Origin of the sequence: Paenibacillus radicis (ex Gao et al. 2016), assembly GCF_014641555.1 — a bacterium.
GTDB lineage: Bacteria > Bacillota > Bacilli > Paenibacillales > Paenibacillaceae > Pristimantibacillus > Pristimantibacillus radicis.
The window spans coordinates 604,163-624,303 of sequence record NZ_BMHY01000001.1; the positions used below are offsets into that span (position 1 = coordinate 604,163).

Sequence of the window (20,141 nt, forward strand, 5' to 3'; positions counted from 1 at the left end):
CGATATGAACGAACTTATTCATGTTAGGACAATAGAAATTAATGAAAAGGGACGGTGAGTCTAATGAATAATAGCGGTGAAATGAAACAGCGGATCGTGGAAAAACAATGGGCTGCGCTGCCGCAGAAGCGCAGTGAGGTGCATACGGCGGCTCCGATACTGGAACCGGGGAAATGGCAGCAATTTGATCCTTTTCTGCTCTGGATGGAGGATTGGTTCGGACAAGGCGCTTTCGGGGAGCATCCGCACCGGGGCATTGAGACGGTTTCTTATGTAATAGAAGGCGCCATCGAGCATTACGACGACAAAGGTCATGAAGGCAGACTGGAGGCAGGCGATGTTCAGTGGATGACAGCCGGACGGGGAGTTGTTCATAATGAAATTCCTCCTAAAGGAGTGACCACTCACCTGCTTCAATTATGGGTGAACTTGCCGGCGGCGAATAAAATGGCAGAGCCCCGCAATCAATTGCTGAAGCGCGAAGAGATCCCGGTTCGCCGGGAGGACGGCGTTCAGATCCATGTTATATCCGGCGAGTCTGGCGGCGTAAAAGCATCTACGCTTAATTATGCGCCTGTTACGATGCTTGAAATCAACCTGGACGGGGGAGCTTCGTTTACCCAGCAGTTTGCAGAGGATCACAATGCGTTCATCTATATATTAGAAGGCAGAGGCGAGTTTGGATTGGATGGGAGCGTTGGCGAAAAGGGTCAGCTGCTCGCTTTGAGCCAGGAGACGGAAGCTAGCGAGATCCAGATCCAAGCGCTGGAAGAGCCGATGAAGCTGCTGCTCATCGCAGGCAAGCCGCTGCGTGAGCCGATTGCGGCTCACGGTCCGTTTGTAATGAACACGCCTGAACAAATCGTTCAAGCGTATGAGGATTTTCAAAGCGGCAAGTTTTGATTTGTTGCTAGCCTATCTATAAGTTCTGCTACGCAAAGCAGCTGTTGCTTAGGTAATGGCTGCTTTTTCCTGCGGTCATTTTCGCAACTTTAGGGGACGGGGTACGTTTAAATGGGTAGTCAAGCTAACTAGAATATACATAAGAGGAGAAACAAATGCTAAGAAAAGCAAGTATTGCGGCGTTGTCCGTTCTGATCGCGGCAGTGCTGGCCGGGACTGTGCATGCCGAAGGTGCGGACACCATGAATGCGGATAATAGCCCCGCAGTAGTGTCGTCGGTGAATCAGTCCGGACAATGGATCATTATGCAGCAGAGCAGCAAGATGTATGCCGAAGGGAAGCTGTTTTTGGCGTCGCAGCCAACAGTGGAAGCCAAGGGAGTAACCTTTGTAGCGGCACGCTCATTGGGGACAAGTCTGGGGCTTAAAGTAACATATTATGCTGCAACGAAGGAATATGAATTTACGAGTGCGGACGGCGTTGCGATGCGCTATAAATTGAATAGTGCTTCCTATAAAATTAATGGTGCGGCAGCTTCGGCGGGCGGGGCCGTTTATGTGAAAAACGGAACGCTGATGGTACCACTGCGCTCCTTGGTCACGCCGCTTCAGATGAAGCTTGCTGTCAATAACAGCTTGAAGCAAATTGTCGTCACGCGAAGCGGTACGACTGCACCGCCAACTACGCCAACGCCGTCTCCTACACCAACACCAACACCTGTCAATGAACCGCCGGTAGCCTCCTTTACAACCGATAAGCAGCAATATAAAATCGGTGAACGGATCATCTATACCGACCAAAGCACAGATGATAAAGGCATCGTCAAAACCGAATGGACGAATAATGAGACTGCTTTTTTTGAACCGGGTTCACAGACCGTTTCTTTGAAGGTAACGGATAAAGAGGGGCTTGTTTCTGAAATATCGCAGACGATCGTCATCTCGTCTGAGGTGCTTTATACGAAAGAACAGTATGATCGGCTTTATACGCCAATCGGCGATAAATTTGCAATACCTGCAGCCAGCGTCCTGCAAATGCCCGCCATTACTTACGCAATTGAGGAGAGCGGACAGCAAACGCTCATTCGTGCGAACAGTCCGGAGACGATCGTGGAAGAGGGCGTTTATTACAGCGACACCGTGTCGGGGAATGTGCGATTCCTTATCCATAACCAGAATAACCGTACATCACCTGTCCGGATTTACGTCATTGCGACCAATGAGAACACAGATGGCCAGCCGGTTACAGTTACTACGGGTAAAATAGGGATCGGCGGTCCGTCGACTTACGTATCCGCAACGGGCAAAATGGCATTAGCACGCTATTTGGAAGCCTCCCCGCAAGGGAAGACTACCGTCATTCCCGCTGGGGAAAGCCGGATCACGCTGACATCCGTCAGCGATCAGGTGCTGACGACGGGCAAAGTCATTACGGCTCATGCCGATGTGCAGACATCCGGTTCCGTTCGACTATCCGTCGTAGTCGTTGATGCGGACAAAGACCCGTTAGCGCTGCTGCCGTTTTTGCCGGCGCTGCCATGGGACGGCAAGCATGCAAGGGGTACATTCGAGCATGGCGACCGCACGATTACGTTATCTGCTCCGCTTGGCGGATCAGCGTCACGTATTGTGCTTGGCGATCAAACCTATGATTCCTATCAGAAAGGTTATGACGTTTTATCCGGCTTCGAACAAGTGAACAGCGGCAATTATGGCGTTAACTATAAACTGGTGCTGGAGCATGTTCAGCCGAATACACTGATTGCGCTCAATGCAAGGGGCGGCCACTATGGCGGGGCATTCCTCGTTAACGGCAAGCTGACTTATATGACGAACGAAAATATTTTGACCAGCTCGGGTGAAGCGGGTGTGCTGTATCGGACGGGCAATACCGAAGAGAATGTCACAATCGTTTTCTCCCCGGCATCGGGCAGCAATCTGCCCATTCATATGATGTTTATCCCGCTGCCTGCCGCTCAATAAGCGTACAGGTTTGGACAAAAGCGTGCGTGCAGAGATGGCAATCGTCTCTGCACGTTTTTTATGTGCGGGAGTAGGGGATGGGGAATCGGCCGAGTACAGGTAGATAGCAGGTGAGTGTGTATTGGAGCTGCACGTAGTTTGGCGGGAGTAGTGGCTGACTGTGCGGCGAATATTACTTTGATTTTAGCCAGTTTGTTCTCATGTATTTATAGAGAGCGTTAATGTGAAGTCCGCTGGGCTTTCAAGCGTTACAGCGAAGCTGCTTCGCAATATAACGAAGTCGGGTTCGCTATAGTTAGCTGTAAATGAGCAGAAATAGATGGTAGCTAGTAATTAGCGAAGTTATCTTCGCTGTTCGTGAACCTAAGTTGTCCAGTAGCGAAAAAAAGTTCGCTGCAGCACATGTGCCCAACGAATTGCTGCTGACGAGCGAAAGCAGGTTCATTATTTAGCGATCCAGCTTCGCTATCCGTTTGTTTTCAATCAAATACCTTCTTAAGTTTCCAATCATGGAACGAGATTAGATAAACTCTTCTGAAGCGAATATTAGGCTACTTACGCTAATCAAAATGCAAATGTGCATTTTGATCACTCCCGGCAGGCGGCTAAAAGGTCTTCAAAATGTAAACGTACATTTTGGAGACGTGAAAATGACTACTTTTAGCCGATTTCAACGATTCAACTTGCACTTTTGCATTTCGAGCCCCGATATTGGCGAAAAAGCGGCTAACAACCTGCACATTTACATTTTGATTAACGTTACGAGCGCACCTCGTACAATGGCAAAGCCTTATTTTCTCTAGAAAGCTGACAATGACCCAAAAAGATATAGCCATATGGGTTGCATATCTATTTTTATAGATATATAATACTCGTTATGGAACCTTTACTCATTTATAAAGCGTTATCGAATGAAACGAGGCTGCAAATACTGGAGTGGTTGCGAGACCCGCAGAAGCATCTGGGCGAATTGGCGGAAAATTTCGAGCTGCCACTCAAATGCGATCCCAACAACGGGGTATGCGTCGGTTATATTCAAGAGAAATCGGGGCTTGCGCAATCGGTTATCTCCAGCTATTTGAAGACGCTGCAAAAGGCAGGCTTGCTGGAATCTCAGCGGGTAGGGCAGTGGACGTATTATCGCAGAAACGAAGAGACAATTCGGCTATTTAGCGAATACGTCAGTCGCCAGCTGTAGAGTTGGCGGACTGCTGGCTTGTCTTTGTCCACCATCAAATCCTTACAGCTTCTCATTAATCTATATTTCTGGATATTTGTATATTCACGAATTAATATCAATAGGGAAACCTAAAGGAGTGCTCATACTATGACAGCAACGAAAAAACAACTTGGTACTATTCCACTATCGATCCTCGATCTTGCGCCAGTCGTCGTGGGAGCTACGCCCGGCGACGCGCTGCGCAACAGTCTGGAACTGGCGCAGCACGCGGAGAAGTGGGGGTATAACCGTTACTGGGTAGCGGAGCATCATAACATGCCCGGCATCGCCAGCTCGGCGACATCTATTGTTATCGGCTATATCGCTGGCGGCACGTCCAGCATACGTGTAGGTTCCGGCGGCATCATGCTTCCGAACCATTCGCCGCTCGTCATTGCCGAGCAGTTCGGTACGCTCGAGTCGCTTTACCCGGGCCGTATTGATCTTGGACTGGGACGCGCACCAGGCAGCGACCGGTTGACTGCGATGGCGCTGCGCAGAGATTTGAGCCATGGAGAGAATTTCCCCGAGCAGGTGGATGAGCTGTTCGATTATTTCAGTGAATCGACGCCTGGCAAACGGGTTAGAGCGGTTCCCGGCGAAGGTTTGGACGTTCCGGTATGGCTGCTCGGCTCCAGCGATTTTAGTGCTCGTCTGGCAGGCCAGCTCGGATTGCCGTTTGCATTTGCCAGCCATTTTTCGCCGGATTACACACTGCCTGCCTTGCATGCTTACCACCGCAGCTTCGTGCCGTCGAAATATCTTGATAAGCCATATACGATGGTTGGTGTCAATGCGATCGCGGCAGATACAGATGAACGAGCAGCTTTCCTTGCGACGACGATGCAGCAGCAATTTTTGAACATTATTCGCGGTGGAGCGCCTAGCCTCATTCAACCGCCTACCGATATGGATTTACTATGGACAGAGCAAGAGAAGGCAGCCGTCCATAAACAACTGCGAGCAGGCATTACTGGCAGTCCGGAAACGTTCCGGAACAAGCTGAACCAATTCATTGCGGATACTCAGGCCGATGAGGTCATTATTAACTCGGCTATCTATGATCATCAGGAACGGCTGCGCTCCTACGAGATTATTTCTCAGGTTGCAAAAGGCTAAACCGCAAACACAAGCAAAAAAAGCTGACGCCTAGAATTATAACGGCGTCAGCTTTTTTTTGCTTGTCTCTTACTAATAATATAAACTTCGAAACATTAACTTTTTGCACCTATTCCTTAGTTTCAGCCATCGCCGCGTTACGCTGACGCTCTTATAATCGAGTTAAGGCGCTGCGGTAAAAGCGGAACGATAGTCCGTCGGCGTAAAGGACGTTTCCTTGCGGAAAAACTTCGTGAAGTGATTCGTCTCCTTGAAGCCGGTCTGATCAGCAATTTCCTTAATGCTGAGCGGCGTTGTCGTCAGCAGCAGCTTGGCGTGCTCGGTTCGTTTGCGGTTGACGTATTTCAGCGGCGACATGCCGAAATGCTTTTTGAAGTAGGTTATAAAATAGTTCGGATGCAAATGGACGGCTTCCGCCATTTGTTCAATACTGATGCCGCTGCCAAGGCGGGATTCGACGAAATGCTGAATGATGCCCAGCCGGTTCATTTCCTCGGTACGGTGCTGCAGTACGCGCATAGGAACGAGCTCCAGGAAGGTCGCGACGATATCCAGCAGAGCCTGTTTTTCGCGGATTTTTCCAACGACGCTGCCACCGCTATGATAATAAGCGACCATATCGGCGAATTGTCGTTCGGTTCGTGCGTAATCGGCTGCATCGATGCAGAGCGGAACGCCGATCCACTGAAACAGATCAAACGGGCCAGCCATTACGTTGAAATGGCAATAATACTTGCGGTAAGGCAGCTGACCTGCAACGGTGGAAAAGGAATGCTGCGTATGAGCGGGTACCAGCAGCAATTGGCCGGGTTTGGGATGATAGGTCTCGCTGCCGATTTTCAGCCAGCCGTCACCCTCGGTAATGAAGTAAAGCTTATTATAGGGCTGCACAGCATCGGTTTCTCCCCAGTGGACGGTTACCTGCGTGACATGGGCCTCATGAAGTAAAATTTGCAGCGACTGCAACAGGTCTGAGAAAGCGCTTTTATCGTGAATCGTATTCATCCGGCTTCACCTTTAATTTCATCATGTTCATCTAATCGTACTCTTAGATTTCATATCTATCATAATGGAAATAAACTTGAATAGAAAGCATAGGAGCTGTGATACGAAAATGACATTCACTACAAAGAAGAGCCAGCTATGGTACAAGCAGCCGGCTCAAATATGGGACGAAGCGCTGCCGCTTGGGAACGGGAAGCTGGGCGCGATGGTATTCGGCGACGTTTATAATGAACGGATCGCACTGAATGAAGACAGCGTCTGGTATGGCGGGCCAACCGACCGGAACAATCCGGACGCCTTGCCTAACCTTCCAGAAATCCGCCGTTTATTGGCGGAGGGGCGGCTTAATGAAGCACAGGAGCTGTCCGTTTTGGCTTTATCCGGCATTCCCGAATCGCAGCGTCACTATATGCCGCTTGGTGATTTGCATTTATCTTTTCGCTACGAGGGCGAAGGGGTGCGTGATTATGAACGAAGACTTGATCTGATTGACGGCATCGCGTCCGTTCGCTATACGGTGGGGCAAACCCGTTATGAACGCGAGCAATTCATCAGCTTCCCGGATCAAGTCATCGTGACACGACTGTTCTCGGACAAAAACGGCGGCATTTCATTCAAAGCCCGCTTAAGCCGCGGCCGTAATCGCTATTACGACGAACTAACCAGGGATGGCGATGACACCATCATTATGCGCGGCAATTGCGGCGGAACAAACGGCTCTGATTTCCGGACGGTGCTGCGAGTGGCAGCCGAAGGCGGTACAGTACGTATTATCGGGGAACACCTGATCGTCGACAAAGCCGATCAGGTGACGCTGCTGCTTAGCGCCGCAACCTCTTATCGGCATGAGAATCCGGAAAGCTATGCGTTACAGGCTGCAAAGGATGCTTCCCATCGCTCTTATGAAGAGCTGAAGAACCGGCATCTTGAAGACTTCCATCAGCTGTCGCGCAGAGTGGAGCTGACGCTCGGAGCGAAGAGCCATCAAGCTGAGAGCGAAGCACTGCCGACAGATATACGGCTGGACCAGCTAAAGGCAGGAGGAGACGATCCCGGACTGATCGCACTGTACTATCAGTTTGGCCGTTATTTGCTTATTTCCAGCAGCCGGCCGGGCTCGCTGGCTGCCAATCTTCAAGGCATCTGGAATGAGCATATGCTGCCGCCTTGGGATAGCAAATATACGATCAACATCAACATTCAGATGAATTATTGGGCGGCGGAATCCGGCAATTTGGCAGAATGCCATGAGCCGCTCTTCGATCTGATTGAGCGGATGAGAGCGCCGGGCAGACATACGGCAAGAACGATGTATGATTGCGGCGGTTTTGTCGCCCATCACAATACCGACCTTTGGGGCGACACTGCGCCTCAGGATACATATTTGCCAGCGTCCTACTGGCAAATGGGAGCGGCCTGGTTCTGTCTGCATCTGTGGGAGCATTATGAGTACGGTTTGGATCGCAGCTTCCTGGAGCGCGTCTATCCGACGATGAAGGAAGCAGCCGCCTTTTTCATCGACTTTTTGACCGAGACGGAGGATGGCCGCGTCGTGACGACACCTTCCGTTTCTCCGGAGAATACTTACATTTTGCCAAATGGGCAGTCGGGTACGCTGTGCATTGGGCCTTCTATGGACAGTCAAATCTTGCATGAGCTGTTCAGTGCTTGTATTGATGCCGCGGCTGAACTGGAGACAGATAATGAGCTGCGCCTTATCTGGCAAAGCTTGAAGGACCGTCTGCCGCAGCCGGCTATTGGCAAGCATGGTCAGATCCAGGAGTGGATGGAGGATTATGAGGAAGCGGAGCCTGGACACCGGCATATTTCCCATCTGTTCGCGCTTCATCCCGGCAGGAGGTTCACGGTAAGAGGAACGCCGGAATGGGCCGAAGCATCTAAGGTTACGCTGGATCGCAGACTGGCGAATGGCGGGGGGCATACGGGGTGGAGCCGGGCATGGATTATCAATTTCTGGGCGCGGCTGGAAGACGGGGAGCAAGCTTATCGCAACGTGCATGCGCTGCTTACCCATTCGACACTGCCTAGTTTATTGGACAATCATCCGCCGTTCCAGATCGACGGCAATTTTGGCGGTGCAGCAGGCATCACCGAGATGCTGGTTCAAAGCCATACCGGCGAAATTCATCTATTGCCGGCCTTGCCAGAGGTTTGGCAGGAAGGCAGCTTCTCTGGCGTAAGGGCTAGAGGCGGCTTTGAGGTGAGCTTGGAATGGGCGAATGGTAAACTCGCCAGAGCAACTGTACAATCGGCGGCTAGCCGGACATGTACGATACGTTCCAAGGAGGCATTGACGATTACGGGGGCTGACGGCATCCCGGTAGAATCGTTCCAGCAGCCGGACGGAGCAGTGCAATGGCAAGCGGAAGCGGGCGGACACTATACGATTACTGCGATACAATAAATGATAGATTGAGGAATTGGGAGCGGCTGCGCTCCTGATTCCTTTCTTCATTTTTAGCGGCAAAACGGTTAAAATAGAGGTATTGGGATATTTTAACGGAGAGGATGGTAGAAAACCAATGATCGTATACGAGAAAGAGAACGCTTACATTCTGATTGCCCAGCATGAGCATGCCCGTATATCGGGGGACCTGATGTCGGCATGGGCAGCTTGGCAGGATCAAGCGGGCAACATGGACCCGCGGCTTGGCGACATCATCTTCGCGGCTTACGAGCATGACCGCAGCTGGCTGGATCTGGACAGCTGGCCGCTTTGGAATGACAAAGCGAGCGGCCCGTATTCGTTTATTGATTTTCCTCCAAAAGTCAGATTTCTTTATTATAATAAAGGGCTGGATGAAGTACAGTCGACGAATGGCTACGCGGCATTATTGTGTAGTATGCTGTATACTTCGCTGGTTGAGAAGTTTCAAGACGACGATGCTGTCCAATTCGTGAATCGCGAGTATGACAGGCAGAACCGGATCAAGCAGTTGTTCAAAGTAGATGAGCACCAGCTCCGCAAACATATCAGCGCACTCATCCTATGCGATGGACTTAGTTTATTCGCCTGCATGCGGGAGCCCGGAACGCCACGATCAGAGATTAGCTGGTTTGCCAACGGCTTTCGCTATGAGCCCCAAGGGGACAAGCAGGAGCAGCAGCTGTTCGCCGATTGGCAGGGGAAGTCTGAGATTGCACTTGATCCATTCCCGTTTGTTCAGACGGTTGAGACCGTCATTATCTACAAAGAAGTGTCCAAGGCAGAGGCGGCTGCCATCGGCCTTGAGGCGGCATATCGCAAAGCAGAGCTGCGGGAGCATGCCATTCGATTCGTATCCGCATAGCAAAAAAAAAGCTGGACCAAGGCGTTGACCGCCTCGGTCCAGCTTTTTTTGAAATCGCATAAATCGCGCTTAGCGAAGGTTTGGAATGTTCACTTCCGGATTGGCTTCCGCTTCGTAATCGACGCCTTCCGTCTCGAAGCCAAACAACTGGAAGAACTCGCGGCGGTAGCCTTCGAGATCCGACAACTCGTATACATTTTCAGTAGACAGGTCGGCCCATAGCTGCGTGACTTCCGCTTGAACCTCTGGACGCATTTCCCAATCATCGACACGGATCAGTCCGCGCTCGTCAACGGCAGTCTCGCCTTTGCCATAGAGACGATCCGAGAACAGACGGTACATCTGCTCGATGCAGCCCTCGTGAATGCCTTTTTCCTTCATCACTTTGTACAAAGCGGAAATATAAAGCGGTACGACTGGAATAGCGGAGCTCGATTGAGTAACGAGAGCTTTGTTCACGGAAACGTATGCACGGCCGCCGCTAGCCGCAAGCTGCGTATTCAAGCGTTGAGCCGTTTCTTCCAGGTCGTTTTTCGCTTTGCCGATCGTGCCTTCACGGTATACGGCATGCGTAATTTCCGGTCCGATGTAGGAGTAAGCAACGGTTGTAGCATTGTCAGACAACGCGCCTGCTTTCTGCAGCTCGTCAATCCACATTTGCCAGTCTTCGCCGCCCATTACAGCAATCGTCTGACGGATTTCATCTTCTGTTGCTGGTTCAATTACTGCCGTTGAAACTTCGCCGCTATGGAAGTTGACGGTTTTGTTGGAGTAGGTTTCGCCAATCGGCTTAATGACGGAAGCGAAAGATTCCCCTGTTTTTGGATGTGTACGGCGCGGAGAAGCTACGCTGTATACGACCAAGTCGATTTTGCCCAGCTCAGTGCGGATCAAATCGATTGTTTTCGCTTTAATTTCGTCGGAGAACGCATCGCCTACAATGCTGTACGATTTAACGCCGGCTTGCTCCGCTGCTTGTTCGAACGCCGCCGAGTTATACCAGCCTGCAGATGCAGTCCGGGCACCTTCAGCTGCCTTGTCGAAGTATACGCCAATTGTGTTAGCGCCAGCTGCGAACGAGGAGACGATACGGGAAGCCAAGCCGTAGCCGGTCGATGCGCCGATAACGAGTACGTTTTGAATGCCTTCGATTGCTGGTTGCGCCTGCACATAGTCGATTTGACGCTGTACTTGCTTCGCGCAGCCTTCGGGATGAGCCGTCGTGCAAATAAATCCGCGAGTTTTCGGTTGAATGATCATATGGGATATTCCTCTCTGATTTAAAGTTTCGTATGTAGCTGCATGATGAGGACAACTTCTATCCCATTTTACCGATTTTTAACGCTAAATGGAAGTAAAGCGCAACCAACTTCCTATAAAATAAAATAGGGCTGCTCCTGACGAACGGATTGCTCCGCTTCGGGACAGCCCTGCTGGCTAGAAATAGGTGTCTAGAATCGACCAGCGAGCTGCTGTTCGGCCATCATAACGAGCCGTTTCGTAATAGTGCCGCCGATGGAGCCCATGTCGCGAGTCGTCATATTGCCGTAGTATCCGTCTGCCGGAAGCTGAATGCCCAGCTCTTGGGCAACTTCGAATTTAAGCTGCTCCAGCGCTGCACGCGCTTGCGGCACTTGCAATTGATTGTGACTTCTTGCCATTGTGTTCAACCCCCTTCTTGCCCTTATTATGCGATTGTGAAAAAAGGATTATTCGTCAATTTCACCTAAATTTACCGACGTCCGGTCAGGTATAGCCGTGCTAAAATCGGTATAAGAGAAGAGGTGAGCGGATCATGTTTATGGAGCCGATGTTAATGACGCAGCGGGATGATGCGTTTGACGATCCGGATTATCTGTTTGAACCGCTGATTGACGGCCAGCGGCTTCAGCTTTCGTTCATAGGCAGCAGAGCCCGCTTGTTTACCCGGCACGGGAATGAAGTGACGAAGCAGTATCCCGAGCTGCTTAACGTACCTTTAAAGCTGCCTGCCGATGTTGTACTGGACGGAGAAGTTGCCTACCTAGATCCTGCCAGCAGCGAGTTTCAATTTGACCGGCTAATCGACCGGTATCAGTTGAAGAAGCAGCCTCGAATCCGGGATGCCGTCAAAGAGACGCCCCTTCGTTTTTTCGTCTTCGACATCCTTTATTACGAAGGAACGGATATGCGGAGCAGACCGCTGCGGGAAAGAAAACGTCTGTTGGAGGAAGTGCTGCTGCCAAACAGCCGCTATGGCTGCCTGCCATATATTGAAGGCGAAGGGCGCAGGATGTATGAGGTTGCGCGTCAATTGAAGCTGGAGGGCATCGCTTGCAAGCGGGCGGACAGCCTTTATTCCCCGGGAAAAAGTGAAGATTGGCACAAGGTGCTGAATTATAAAACGGAGCAAGCTGCAGTTCTGGGCTGGCGCAAGCATCGGCCTGGCTTGCTGGTCGGCTTCGCGACCGGGCAGCGCGCAGTCGTGGAAGCGGGCTGGGATGAACCGCTGAGAAGGAAGCTGGAAACTTCGGATGTACAACTGGGCGAGGATCACGATTTCGTATACGTCAAGCCTGGTTCAACGGCTTCATTGAAGTTTATTAGCCGGAGAAGGGACGGACGGCTCGTAGGCGGGGAGGTCATAGAGTTGAATTTGACCGCCAGCCATACTGGCAGCAGGAAGAAGAGAAGCATAAGCGCATTGAACGGGGCATCCGTTTGATGCGCTTTTTTGCAGCCTATACGTCCAGAGGTGAAAATTAAAAAGACTGATTTTAGCTAAATTGCGCAAACTGGTAATAAAACAACAATGAGGAGCTGGCATCGATGAAGGATCGTTTGGATAAAGCCGTGTCCCTAGGACTCGGATTGGCTGCTACCGGCAAAGAACAAGTGGAGAAGCTTGTAGACGAGTTTGTGAAAAAAGGGGAGGCGAGCAAGGCTGATTCCTCGGCCTATGTCGAGAAGCTGGTGGAGAAGGGCAATGAAACGAGAAAACAGCTGGAATCGACGGTCCGGGACAAAATCCAATCGGTCGTTCATAACCAATCCGATAAGGAAAAGCTGGAGCATTTGGAACGGCGTCTGGAAGCGCTGGAGCGCCGCGAATCCACGGATAGCTGAGCAGCGCCATGAGCATAGGGAGCAAGCTTCGCCGTTTGAAGCGATATCGGGAAATCGGACTTGCCCTGCTTCGCAACGGCTTCGGTTACATCGCCAAGGATTTGGGACTGCCTGATAGGATTGTTGCACGCGGGGATCAGGATACGCATGAAATGCGCAGACGATCGGTCGGTGAGCGGCTCCGTTCGTTTCTGGAGGAGCTTGGACCAACCTTCGTCAAGCTAGGTCAGCTTGCCAGCACAAGGGCCGACCTCATCCCGGCCAGTCTAATCGGCGAGCTGGAGCGGCTGCAGGATCAAGTGCCGCCTTTTGCCTATGAGGAAGCAGTAAGCATTATTGAGCAGGAGCTTGGCGCTCCGCTTGGTGTTCTGTATGCTTCTTTTCATAAGACGCCGCTTGCTTCTGCTTCAATCGGACAAGTTTATCAGGCGGTGTTGATTGACGGAACGGCTGTGGCCGTTAAAGTACAGCGGCCTAATATTACGAAGCAAATTGAAACGGATCTTGATATTCTCATCGAGCTGGCCAAAATGGCTGAGCATCGCCTTGAGTGGGCGCGTCAATATCAAATTCGCGATATGGTGGAGGAGCTGGCTAAAGCGATCCGCACGGAGCTGGATTATGAGAAAGAGGCTCGCAATGCGGAGCGTTTCGCGTCGTATGCCAGTAAATATAACGGCCTGCGTATTCCGGCTGTCTATGGCCAGCTTTCGTCCAAAAAAGTGCTGACGATGGAGTTTCTGGAGGGGATTAAGCTTTCAGACAAAGAAAGCTTGCAAGAAGCAGGTCATCATGCACGGAGTATTGCGGAAAGGTATGCCGAGGCCATTCTTCATCAAGTGTTGTCGGACGGACTTTTTCACGGCGATCCGCATCCCGGCAACGTACTGGTAATGGCTAGCGGAGACCTTGCTTTTCTTGATTTCGGAATGGTAGGAAGACTGGGCTCACAGCGGAAACGGCAGTTTGGCGCCCTCGTTATCGCACTCCGCAACCAGAGCACAAACGGTGTCATCCGCGCGATATCCGCAATGGGGTTTATACCTGATCAAGCCGATATGGAATTGCTCCGGACCGATGTCGACGAGCTGCGCGATAAATATTATAAGGTTCCCCTCAGTCAATTAAGTCTTGGCGAGTCCGTGAATGATCTGTTTTTGCTGGCGCGCCGCCATCAGATCCGCCTTCCTGCCGAGCTAACCTTGCTTGGCAAAACGTTTCTGACGATGGAAGGCGTCGTGACGATGCTGGACCCGGATTTCAGCGTCTTCGACGTTGCGGAGCCGATCGGCCGCCAGTTGTTTCTGGAGCAGTTCAATATCCGGGTGTTGGCTGGCCAGTGGCTGGAGGAGATTCCGGAATATGCGGCGATTGCCGCCGACGTACCGGCTGGTGTCCGCAAACTGCTCACTGCGCTGCGCAGAGGCAAGTTCGGTCTGGAAATTACGGTACCAGAGCTTGGCGAGTTTTTACGGAAAATGGATCAGATCAGCAACCGGTTATCTTTAAGCATCGTATTGTTGTCGTTCAGTATTATTATGGTTGGGTTGATTATCGGATCGTCGCTCCGCCATCAGGATAATGTATTGTGGAACATTCCGGCAATCGAGATTGGCTTCGGCGTAGCTTCCTTGCTATTTGTGTGGATTATTTACTCCATTTATCGTTCAGGGCGATTTTGAACATGTAAGGATGGGGTTGACATCAGACTAACTTGTAACTATTATTGTTACAAGTAGTACATTATATTCGCACAGGAGGCTTCCATTATGAAAATAGCAGTTATCGGAGCAGGCGGCAAAGCAGGCCGCAATATAGTCAAAGAAGCGTTGGATAGAGGACATGAGGTTACAGCGATCGTGAGGGACGCATCGAAGATTGATGCAGCCGGGGCAACGGTGCTGCAGAAAGATGTATTTGCTTTGACGGCTGACGATCTGAATCCATTCGATGCAATAGTCAATGCATTTGCTGCTCCGTTTGGGGAAGAGCATCTTCATGTAGATGCAGGAAATGTGCTGATTGAAGCAATTGAGAAGGGCAGCGGTCATCCGAGACTGATCGTCGTTGGCGGTGCGGGAAGCTTGTATGTCGATCCCGAGAAAACAACCCGGGTTGTAGACACGCCAGGATTCCCGGCTATGTTTTTCCCAACGGCCTCCAACCAAGCAAAAAACTTGGACATTCTTCGCAGCAACCGTAATGTGAAATGGACGTTTGTCAGCCCGTCCGCCGAGTTTGCGTTAGGCAAACGGACAGGCAGCTACAAGAAAGGGACGGAGTTTCTGCTCGTCAATGCACAAGGCGACAGCTATGTAAGCTATGAAGATTATGCGATCGCGATCGTAGATGAAATCGAAAATCCGCAGCATATTAACGAACGGTTCACCGTCGTGTCGGAAAGAGAATAACCGCGGGAATGAAGAAACAGGCTGCAGGAACGGGCGAATGCCCCATTCTGCAGCCTGTTTTGATGTTGGGATAGAAGGGTAAATTTAAATATCAAGCGATTCGCCCGGCTGCAGCACTTTCCCAGCCAAGCCTTTGGTCTCTAACTGGCTCACATAATGCTGCGCATCCTGACGGATAACCGGGAAGGAATTGTAGTGAACCGGAATGACCAGCTTGGCGCCGTACCATTCTGCTGCTTGCAGCGCATCATCAGGACCCATAGTGAAATGGTCGCCGATTGGAATGAAAGCGACATCGATGTCATGCCGGTCACCGATCAGCTTCATATCGCCGAACAATGCGGTGTCTCCGGCGTGGAGAATGGTTTTTCCGTCGATATGAACGACATAACCGCCCGGCATGCCGCCATAAATAATCCGCTGCTCGTCCGCCAGCGTAATGCCCGAGCTGTGGAAAGCTTGTACCATCTTCGCTTTGGCGAAGCCAAGGTCGACTGTACCGCCAAGGTTCATGCCGATCGTTTGCAGCTCTTTCCAGGACAAATAGGTAGCAAGCTCGACATTGGCAACGATTGGCGCATTGTTTGCTTTAGAGATCGGCTCTGCATCGAGAATATGATCCATGTGGGCATGCGTCAGTAAGATCGCATCGACCTGAATATCTTCGGGTTTGGCAACCGCCAGCTCGTTGCCTCGGAGAAACGGATCAATGACGAGTGATTTGCCCGCCTCTGTCGTCAGTTGAACACAAGAATGACCATGATAAGTAATTTTCATTTCCATACATCTCCTTTTCGTATCGTACTATAAGTTTGAAGTAAGCCGGATTCGAATGCCGGAGGGATCGGTAGTCAAATAACCGTCGTCAGTCTCCTGTACGGGAGCGCCGTTCTCCTGCAATCGTTTAACTGCTGCAGCCAGCGTCTCGCCATTTGGATAAATAATCGTGAAATAATCGAGCCCCGTCATATCTGCGGCGGAAGGGGGCGCACCGATCCCGGCCCATATATTTAAGCCAAGATGATGGTGATAGCCTCCTGCGGCTACGAATAGAGCACGCATCGCTTGATAATCGCCGACAATCTCGAAGCCAAGCAGGTGATGGTAGAAGGCTCGGGATTCCGGCAGCCCGATCGTATGCAGATGGACATGGCCGATTATCGTGCCGGAAGGCATTCCTTGATCCGGCAAATCTCCTGCTGCAGCAAGAAGTCCTTCCCAATCGATCGGATCGGAGGCCATCACATAGTCGCCATTGGCATCCTTCTTCCACTGACTGCGGGGCCGATCGGCATAAATCTCAATGCCGTTGTTGTCGGGATCGGAAATATAAAGCGCTTCGCTAACGAGATGATCTGCCTGCCCGATTGCGATTCCAGAGGCAATAAGACGTTTGAGTGCTTGTCCAAGTGACGGACGGTTCGGAAGCAGTATAGCAAAGTGATACAGTCCCGTCGTTCTGCGGCGGGGTGGTGTAATGACTGCATTCGGGATTTGCTCCAGCAGTACGAGAGGTTCTCCGCCTTCGATGGACAGGCTGGCTGTCGTTGCTGTTCGTTCTTTTACCTGTAAACCGACGGTTTCCTCGTAAAAAGCAATAGAACGCTGGAGATCGCTAATTTTCAGCTTGACCGCTCCTAGAACGGTATCTCCAGGAATGTGATAATCCACCTTGCAAATCCCTCCTTAATTGTTAAACCTGTTTTATGTTACTATTCTACTATAAAAACAAGGAGGCGATACATAGATGGATTTGGGGCTGAAAGGAAAGACGGCGATCATTACAGGAGGCAGCAAAGGAATCGGACTGGCAACAGCACTATTGCTTGTTAAGGAAGGCGCTAACGTAACAATTGTTGCACGGGACGAATCGCAATTGAAGGAGGCTGCCCGGCAAATTGCTGAGCAATCGGGCACGGAGCCGTTCTATGTGGCAGCTGACGTATCGGAGAAGGAACAATGCGAACGAGCTATTGCCCTGACCGTGGAACGTTTCGGCGGACTGCACATTCTAGTAAACAATGCAGGCACAGCGGCGGCAAAGCCGTTCGAACAGGTTGAAACGGAGGATTGGACGTCTGACCTGGATTTAAAGCTGTTTGGCGCCGTCCATTGCGTCCGTGCGGCACTGCCTCATTTACGCACGGCCGGCGGCGGTTCGATCGTTAATGTAACGGCTGTAGGAGGCAAGACGCCATCCGCCTCTTCGTTGCCGACATCGGTCAGCCGGGCAGCAGGCCTTGCTTTAACAAAGGCAATGAGTAAAGATTTGGCGGCCGACGGCATTCGTGTCAATGCCGTATGTATCGGCCTGATCCGCAGTGCACAAATCGAACGCGGCTGGCAAGCGTCCCGGCCGGATCTGACTTGGGAGCAATTCGCGGAGCTGCCGGAGCATGGCATTCCGCTCAACAGAATAGGCCGCGCCGAGGAAGCGGCGAATGTGATCGCCTTTCTGGTCTCGGACGCGGCCTCGTATGTGACCGGTACTTCCGTCAACATTGACGGAGGGAAAGCGGCCGTATTGTAATTGTTCTACTTGATAAGACCGGCATACTGCAAGCCTTTGCGAATACCGCCTTCATCTACATGCGAAGTAATGTAGTCCGCATAAGGCTTGAGCTCTTCATGGGAATTGCCCATCGCAATGCCAAGGCCAACAGCTTGAAGCATCTCCTTGTCGTTCAACCCATCGCCGAAAGCGACCGCTTCTTCAGGAGCGATGCCGACCAGCTTGAGCAGTGCTTCGATGCCAAGCGCCTTGGAGCCGTCGCTGGTCAATACGTCCATGGCAGATTTATGCCAGCGGATCAAACGCAGATTCGGAACGGCTCCTTCATATAAATGCTCCTCTTCCGCGGCACAATGAAGGAAGGCTTGGTAGACGTCTTCCTTTTTCCAGAAATCTGGATCATAACCGGGAAGATCGACCCGCAGCGAGCGAACGGAATCCAGCATATGAGGATGGTCCTCGGTGTTCGAATAGAATGCGCTGCTTCCTTCGAAGACGAGGGAATGTCCATTCTTGTCGGCATGGCCGACGAGCGCCTCCAGATTTTCGCGCGGAATGGGGTTATGGAAAATCGGTTTGCCTTTGTAGACGACATAAGCGCCGTTTAAGCTGACGAATGAATCGATGCCCAGTTTCTCTGCGATCGGTGCGAAGAAGTAGGGGGCTCTGCCGGTTGCGATAACGGCCTCAACGCCGGTTGCCTGCAGCTCACGGATGGCATCAACCGTGTCCTGCGGAATTTCTTTCACTTCATTAACGAGAGTGCCGTCAATATCGAAAAACGCTATTTTATAGGTCATGAAATTGCTCCTGTTCTGCATGTCTAAAGATGGTGGTTGCCGTACATGCCCGTTTTGTCGTACTATACCATCCGCTCTGCGGATTAGGCAAGGAAAAGGCCTTTTTTTCAACAACAATTTACAACAAATCTCTGTAAAGGAATAGGAATAAACCTATCAATAAGCTATAATCGTAAATGGGATTTCGATACGGAGGAGCTCCGTTCCAACAGGCCTCCCCGAATATACGAAGGTTAAGGAGAATGCATGATGGAAAAAACATTGATTTTCGGACATAAAAATCCGGATACAGATACGATCTGTTCTGCGATTGCCTATGCGGATTTGAAAACGAAGCTGGGCTTTGATGTGGAGCCGGTTCGCCTTGGCGATGTAAACGGTGAAACGCAATATGCGCTTGATTACTTTAAAACGGAAGCGCCTCGTCTGGTTGAAACCGTGTCGAACGAAGTGAACAATGTTATCCTCGTCGACCACAATGAGCGTCAGCAAAGCGTATCCGATATCGATAAAGTTCGCGTAGCGGAAGTCATCGACCATCACCGCATCGCGAATTTTGAGACGGCTCAGCCGCTCTACTTCCGTGCGGAGCCTGTTGGCTGTACAGCTACGATCCTTAATAAATTGTACAAAGAAAACGGCGTAGCGATTACGAAAGAAATCGCAGGACTGATGCTCTCCGCTATCATTTCCGATTCCTTGCTGTTCAAATCGCCGACTTGCACAGAGCAGGACGTTGCGGCAGCGAAAGAGCTTGCAGCAATCGCTGGCGTTGACGCTGAAGTATACGGTCTTGAAATGCTGAAAGCGGGCGCGGATCTTCGTGACAAAACGATCGAGCAATTGATCTCGCTGGATGCAAAAGAATTTTCGATGGGCAGCTACAAGGTGGAAATTGCTCAAGTTAACGCGGTTGACACGAATGACGTACTCGTTCGCCAAGCTGAGATTGAGCAAGCGCTGAACGGCATTATCGCGGCTAAAGGCCTCGACCTGTTCGTATTTGTTGTGACGGATATTTTGAACAGCGATTCCGTTGCCTTGTCCCTTGGCAGCAAAGCGGCTGCTGTTGAGAAAGCGTACAATGTGACGCTTGTCGACAACAAAGCGGTATTGAAAGGCGTCGTATCCCGTAAATCGCAAATCGTTCCGGTATTGACCGAGACGCTGAGCAGCCTGTAATTTATAAATCCATAAGCGTATTCATGAGAAGGCCTTCCGAATGCATAAGAGGAGGGCCTTCTTTGGCATATAGGGGGTTATCTATTGATTCACTATACCGTGCAATGGGGAGAATCCATCGTCGATTTGTCTTGGAAAGAGGGGGAGACGCTGCCGCCGCAGGAGCTTGTAACGAGCGTACACGGCTTTTGTTTTGACGAGGACCGGTTTATGCTGGTCGATCTGAAGCATCGCGGCTGGGATTTCCCCGGCGGGCATCTGGAGCATGGAGAGACGCCGGAGGCTTGTTTTAGACGGGAAGCATTAGAAGAAGGGTATGTCGAAGGTGAGCTGCAGCTGCTTGGCGCTGTAACGGTAGATCACAGCGCTAACCCGGCCTGGAACGAGGAAAGTCCCTATCCGAAAGTCGGTTATCAGGTTTTTTATGTCATGCGCATCACTAAAGTGCTGCCGTTCGGCGGGGAGTTTGAGTCTGCAAGCCGAATGTTTGTCGAACCGAAGGCTGTTCCACACTATTATCCGAACTGGCATCCCGTTTATGAGGCTATTATGGACAAGGCTCTTGCTAAGCTTCAGAAATAAATGAAAAAAG

General features: G+C 51.0%; 19 protein-coding genes. 13 read left to right on the plus strand and 6 right to left on the minus strand.

Features of this window, described 5'->3' with window-relative positions; all coding sequences use genetic code 11:
• Positions 1 to 63: 63 nt before the first annotated feature.
• From IEX98_RS02510 to IEX98_RS02525, 4 genes are all read left to right on the plus strand, one after another.
• Positions 64 to 903: a pirin family protein gene (locus IEX98_RS02510; protein WP_188887352.1), complete on the plus strand. Its 840-nt coding sequence runs from the start codon at positions 64 to 66 to the stop codon at positions 901 to 903.
• Between the two features lie 155 nt (positions 904 to 1,058).
• Positions 1,059 to 2,885: a stalk domain-containing protein gene (locus IEX98_RS02515; protein ID WP_188887353.1), complete on the plus strand. Its 1,827-nt coding sequence runs from the start codon at positions 1,059 to 1,061 to the stop codon at positions 2,883 to 2,885.
• A gap of 877 nt (positions 2,886 to 3,762) precedes the next feature.
• Positions 3,763 to 4,083, plus strand: coding sequence for an ArsR/SmtB family transcription factor (locus tag IEX98_RS02520; protein ID WP_188887354.1), 321 nt, complete (start codon positions 3,763 to 3,765; stop codon positions 4,081 to 4,083).
• 129 nt (positions 4,084 to 4,212) lie between these two features.
• A complete protein-coding gene (locus IEX98_RS02525; protein WP_188887355.1) occupies positions 4,213 to 5,223 on the plus strand; it encodes an LLM class flavin-dependent oxidoreductase in 1,011 nt (336 codons plus the stop codon).
• A gap of 162 nt (positions 5,224 to 5,385) precedes the next feature.
• On the opposite strand, the gene IEX98_RS02530 is transcribed toward IEX98_RS02525, so the two are convergent.
• Positions 5,386 to 6,228, minus strand: a complete 843-nt coding sequence (locus IEX98_RS02530; RefSeq protein WP_188887356.1) for an AraC family transcriptional regulator — start codon at positions 6,226 to 6,228, stop codon at positions 5,386 to 5,388.
• 109 nt (positions 6,229 to 6,337) lie between these two features.
• On the opposite strand from IEX98_RS02530, the gene IEX98_RS02535 reads away from it, so the two are divergent.
• Positions 6,338 to 8,653, plus strand: coding sequence for a glycoside hydrolase family 95 protein (locus tag IEX98_RS02535; RefSeq protein ID WP_188887357.1), 2,316 nt, complete (start codon positions 6,338 to 6,340; stop codon positions 8,651 to 8,653).
• Between the two features lie 118 nt (positions 8,654 to 8,771).
• Positions 8,772 to 9,539 (plus strand): DUF3891 family protein, encoded by a 768-nt coding sequence (locus tag IEX98_RS02540; protein ID WP_188887358.1) that lies wholly within the window; start codon positions 8,772 to 8,774, stop codon positions 9,537 to 9,539.
• A 69-nt stretch (positions 9,540 to 9,608) separates the two neighbouring features.
• Here the strand turns inward: IEX98_RS02540 and fabV are convergent, their stop codons facing one another.
• Positions 9,609 to 10,799: an enoyl-ACP reductase FabV gene (fabV, locus tag IEX98_RS02545; protein WP_188887359.1), complete on the minus strand. Its 1,191-nt coding sequence runs from the start codon at positions 10,797 to 10,799 to the stop codon at positions 9,609 to 9,611.
• A gap of 191 nt (positions 10,800 to 10,990) precedes the next feature.
• The gene (locus IEX98_RS02550) at positions 10,991 to 11,200 is read right to left on the minus strand and encodes an alpha/beta-type small acid-soluble spore protein (RefSeq protein WP_188887360.1); all 210 of its coding nucleotides are present in this window, start codon (positions 11,198 to 11,200) and stop codon (positions 10,991 to 10,993) included.
• A gap of 134 nt (positions 11,201 to 11,334) precedes the next feature.
• Here IEX98_RS02550 and IEX98_RS02555 point away from each other — a divergent pair, with 134 nt between their 5' ends.
• The 4 genes from IEX98_RS02555 (at position 11,335) to IEX98_RS02570 (ending at position 15,055) form a co-directional block, all read left to right on the plus strand.
• Entirely contained in the window at positions 11,335 to 12,243 is a 909-nt protein-coding gene (locus tag IEX98_RS02555; RefSeq protein ID WP_188887361.1) for an ATP-dependent DNA ligase, read from the plus strand.
• Positions 12,244 to 12,347: 104 nt separating this feature from the next.
• Positions 12,348 to 12,644 (plus strand): phasin family protein, encoded by a 297-nt coding sequence (locus tag IEX98_RS02560; protein WP_188887362.1) that lies wholly within the window; start codon positions 12,348 to 12,350, stop codon positions 12,642 to 12,644.
• A gap of 8 nt (positions 12,645 to 12,652) precedes the next feature.
• Positions 12,653 to 14,326 (plus strand): ABC1 kinase family protein, encoded by a 1,674-nt coding sequence (locus tag IEX98_RS02565; RefSeq protein WP_188887363.1) that lies wholly within the window; start codon positions 12,653 to 12,655, stop codon positions 14,324 to 14,326.
• A gap of 87 nt (positions 14,327 to 14,413) precedes the next feature.
• Positions 14,414 to 15,055, plus strand: coding sequence for an NAD(P)-dependent oxidoreductase (locus IEX98_RS02570; protein ID WP_188887364.1), 642 nt, complete (start codon positions 14,414 to 14,416; stop codon positions 15,053 to 15,055).
• An 84-nt stretch (positions 15,056 to 15,139) separates the two neighbouring features.
• Here IEX98_RS02570 and IEX98_RS02575 read toward each other — a convergent pair whose 3' ends face one another.
• Positions 15,140 to 15,832, minus strand: a complete 693-nt coding sequence (locus tag IEX98_RS02575) for a metal-dependent hydrolase (protein WP_188887365.1) — start codon at positions 15,830 to 15,832, stop codon at positions 15,140 to 15,142.
• 27 nt (positions 15,833 to 15,859) lie between these two features.
• Positions 15,860 to 16,726 (minus strand): VOC family protein, encoded by an 867-nt coding sequence (locus IEX98_RS02580; protein ID WP_229691941.1) that lies wholly within the window; start codon positions 16,724 to 16,726, stop codon positions 15,860 to 15,862.
• A gap of 76 nt (positions 16,727 to 16,802) precedes the next feature.
• On the opposite strand from IEX98_RS02580, the gene IEX98_RS02585 reads away from it, so the two are divergent.
• The gene (locus tag IEX98_RS02585) at positions 16,803 to 17,585 is read left to right on the plus strand and encodes an SDR family NAD(P)-dependent oxidoreductase (protein ID WP_188887366.1); all 783 of its coding nucleotides are present in this window, start codon (positions 16,803 to 16,805) and stop codon (positions 17,583 to 17,585) included.
• A 5-nt stretch (positions 17,586 to 17,590) separates the two neighbouring features.
• Here IEX98_RS02585 and IEX98_RS02590 read toward each other — a convergent pair whose 3' ends face one another.
• Positions 17,591 to 18,367, minus strand: coding sequence for a Cof-type HAD-IIB family hydrolase (locus tag IEX98_RS02590; protein ID WP_188887367.1), 777 nt, complete (start codon positions 18,365 to 18,367; stop codon positions 17,591 to 17,593).
• 249 nt (positions 18,368 to 18,616) lie between these two features.
• On the opposite strand from IEX98_RS02590, the gene IEX98_RS02595 reads away from it, so the two are divergent.
• Both IEX98_RS02595 and IEX98_RS02600 read left to right on the plus strand, forming a co-directional pair.
• On the plus strand, positions 18,617 to 19,549 hold the full coding sequence (locus IEX98_RS02595) for a manganese-dependent inorganic pyrophosphatase (protein WP_188887943.1): 933 nt from the start codon (positions 18,617 to 18,619) through the stop codon (positions 19,547 to 19,549).
• Positions 19,550 to 19,633: 84 nt separating this feature from the next.
• Positions 19,634 to 20,131, plus strand: coding sequence for an NUDIX hydrolase (locus IEX98_RS02600; protein WP_188887368.1), 498 nt, complete (start codon positions 19,634 to 19,636; stop codon positions 20,129 to 20,131).
• Positions 20,132 to 20,141: the final 10 nt, after the last annotated feature.

Coding starts and splice junctions, on each gene's coding strand:
- IEX98_RS02510 (WP_188887352.1), top strand. CDS start 64: ATGAATAATAGCGGTGAAATGAAACAGCGGATCGTGGAAAAACAATGG.
- IEX98_RS02515 (WP_188887353.1), top strand. CDS start 1,059: ATGCTAAGAAAAGCAAGTATTGCGGCGTTGTCCGTTCTGATCGCGGCA.
- IEX98_RS02520 (WP_188887354.1), top strand. CDS start 3,763: ATGGAACCTTTACTCATTTATAAAGCGTTATCGAATGAAACGAGGCTG.
- IEX98_RS02525 (WP_188887355.1), top strand. CDS start 4,213: ATGACAGCAACGAAAAAACAACTTGGTACTATTCCACTATCGATCCTC.
- IEX98_RS02530 (WP_188887356.1), bottom strand. CDS start 6,228: ATGAATACGATTCACGATAAAAGCGCTTTCTCAGACCTGTTGCAGTCG.
- IEX98_RS02535 (WP_188887357.1), top strand. CDS start 6,338: ATGACATTCACTACAAAGAAGAGCCAGCTATGGTACAAGCAGCCGGCT.
- IEX98_RS02540 (WP_188887358.1), top strand. CDS start 8,772: ATGATCGTATACGAGAAAGAGAACGCTTACATTCTGATTGCCCAGCAT.
- fabV (WP_188887359.1), bottom strand. CDS start 10,799: ATGATCATTCAACCGAAAACTCGCGGATTTATTTGCACGACGGCTCAT.
- IEX98_RS02550 (WP_188887360.1), bottom strand. CDS start 11,200: ATGGCAAGAAGTCACAATCAATTGCAAGTGCCGCAAGCGCGTGCAGCG.
- IEX98_RS02555 (WP_188887361.1), top strand. CDS start 11,335: ATGTTTATGGAGCCGATGTTAATGACGCAGCGGGATGATGCGTTTGAC.
- IEX98_RS02560 (WP_188887362.1), top strand. CDS start 12,348: ATGAAGGATCGTTTGGATAAAGCCGTGTCCCTAGGACTCGGATTGGCT.
- IEX98_RS02565 (WP_188887363.1), top strand. CDS start 12,653: ATGAGCATAGGGAGCAAGCTTCGCCGTTTGAAGCGATATCGGGAAATC.
- IEX98_RS02570 (WP_188887364.1), top strand. CDS start 14,414: ATGAAAATAGCAGTTATCGGAGCAGGCGGCAAAGCAGGCCGCAATATA.
- IEX98_RS02575 (WP_188887365.1), bottom strand. CDS start 15,832: ATGAAAATTACTTATCATGGTCATTCTTGTGTTCAACTGACGACAGAG.
- IEX98_RS02585 (WP_188887366.1), top strand. CDS start 16,803: ATGGATTTGGGGCTGAAAGGAAAGACGGCGATCATTACAGGAGGCAGC.
- IEX98_RS02590 (WP_188887367.1), bottom strand. CDS start 18,367: ATGACCTATAAAATAGCGTTTTTCGATATTGACGGCACTCTCGTTAAT.
- IEX98_RS02595 (WP_188887943.1), top strand. CDS start 18,617: ATGGAAAAAACATTGATTTTCGGACATAAAAATCCGGATACAGATACG.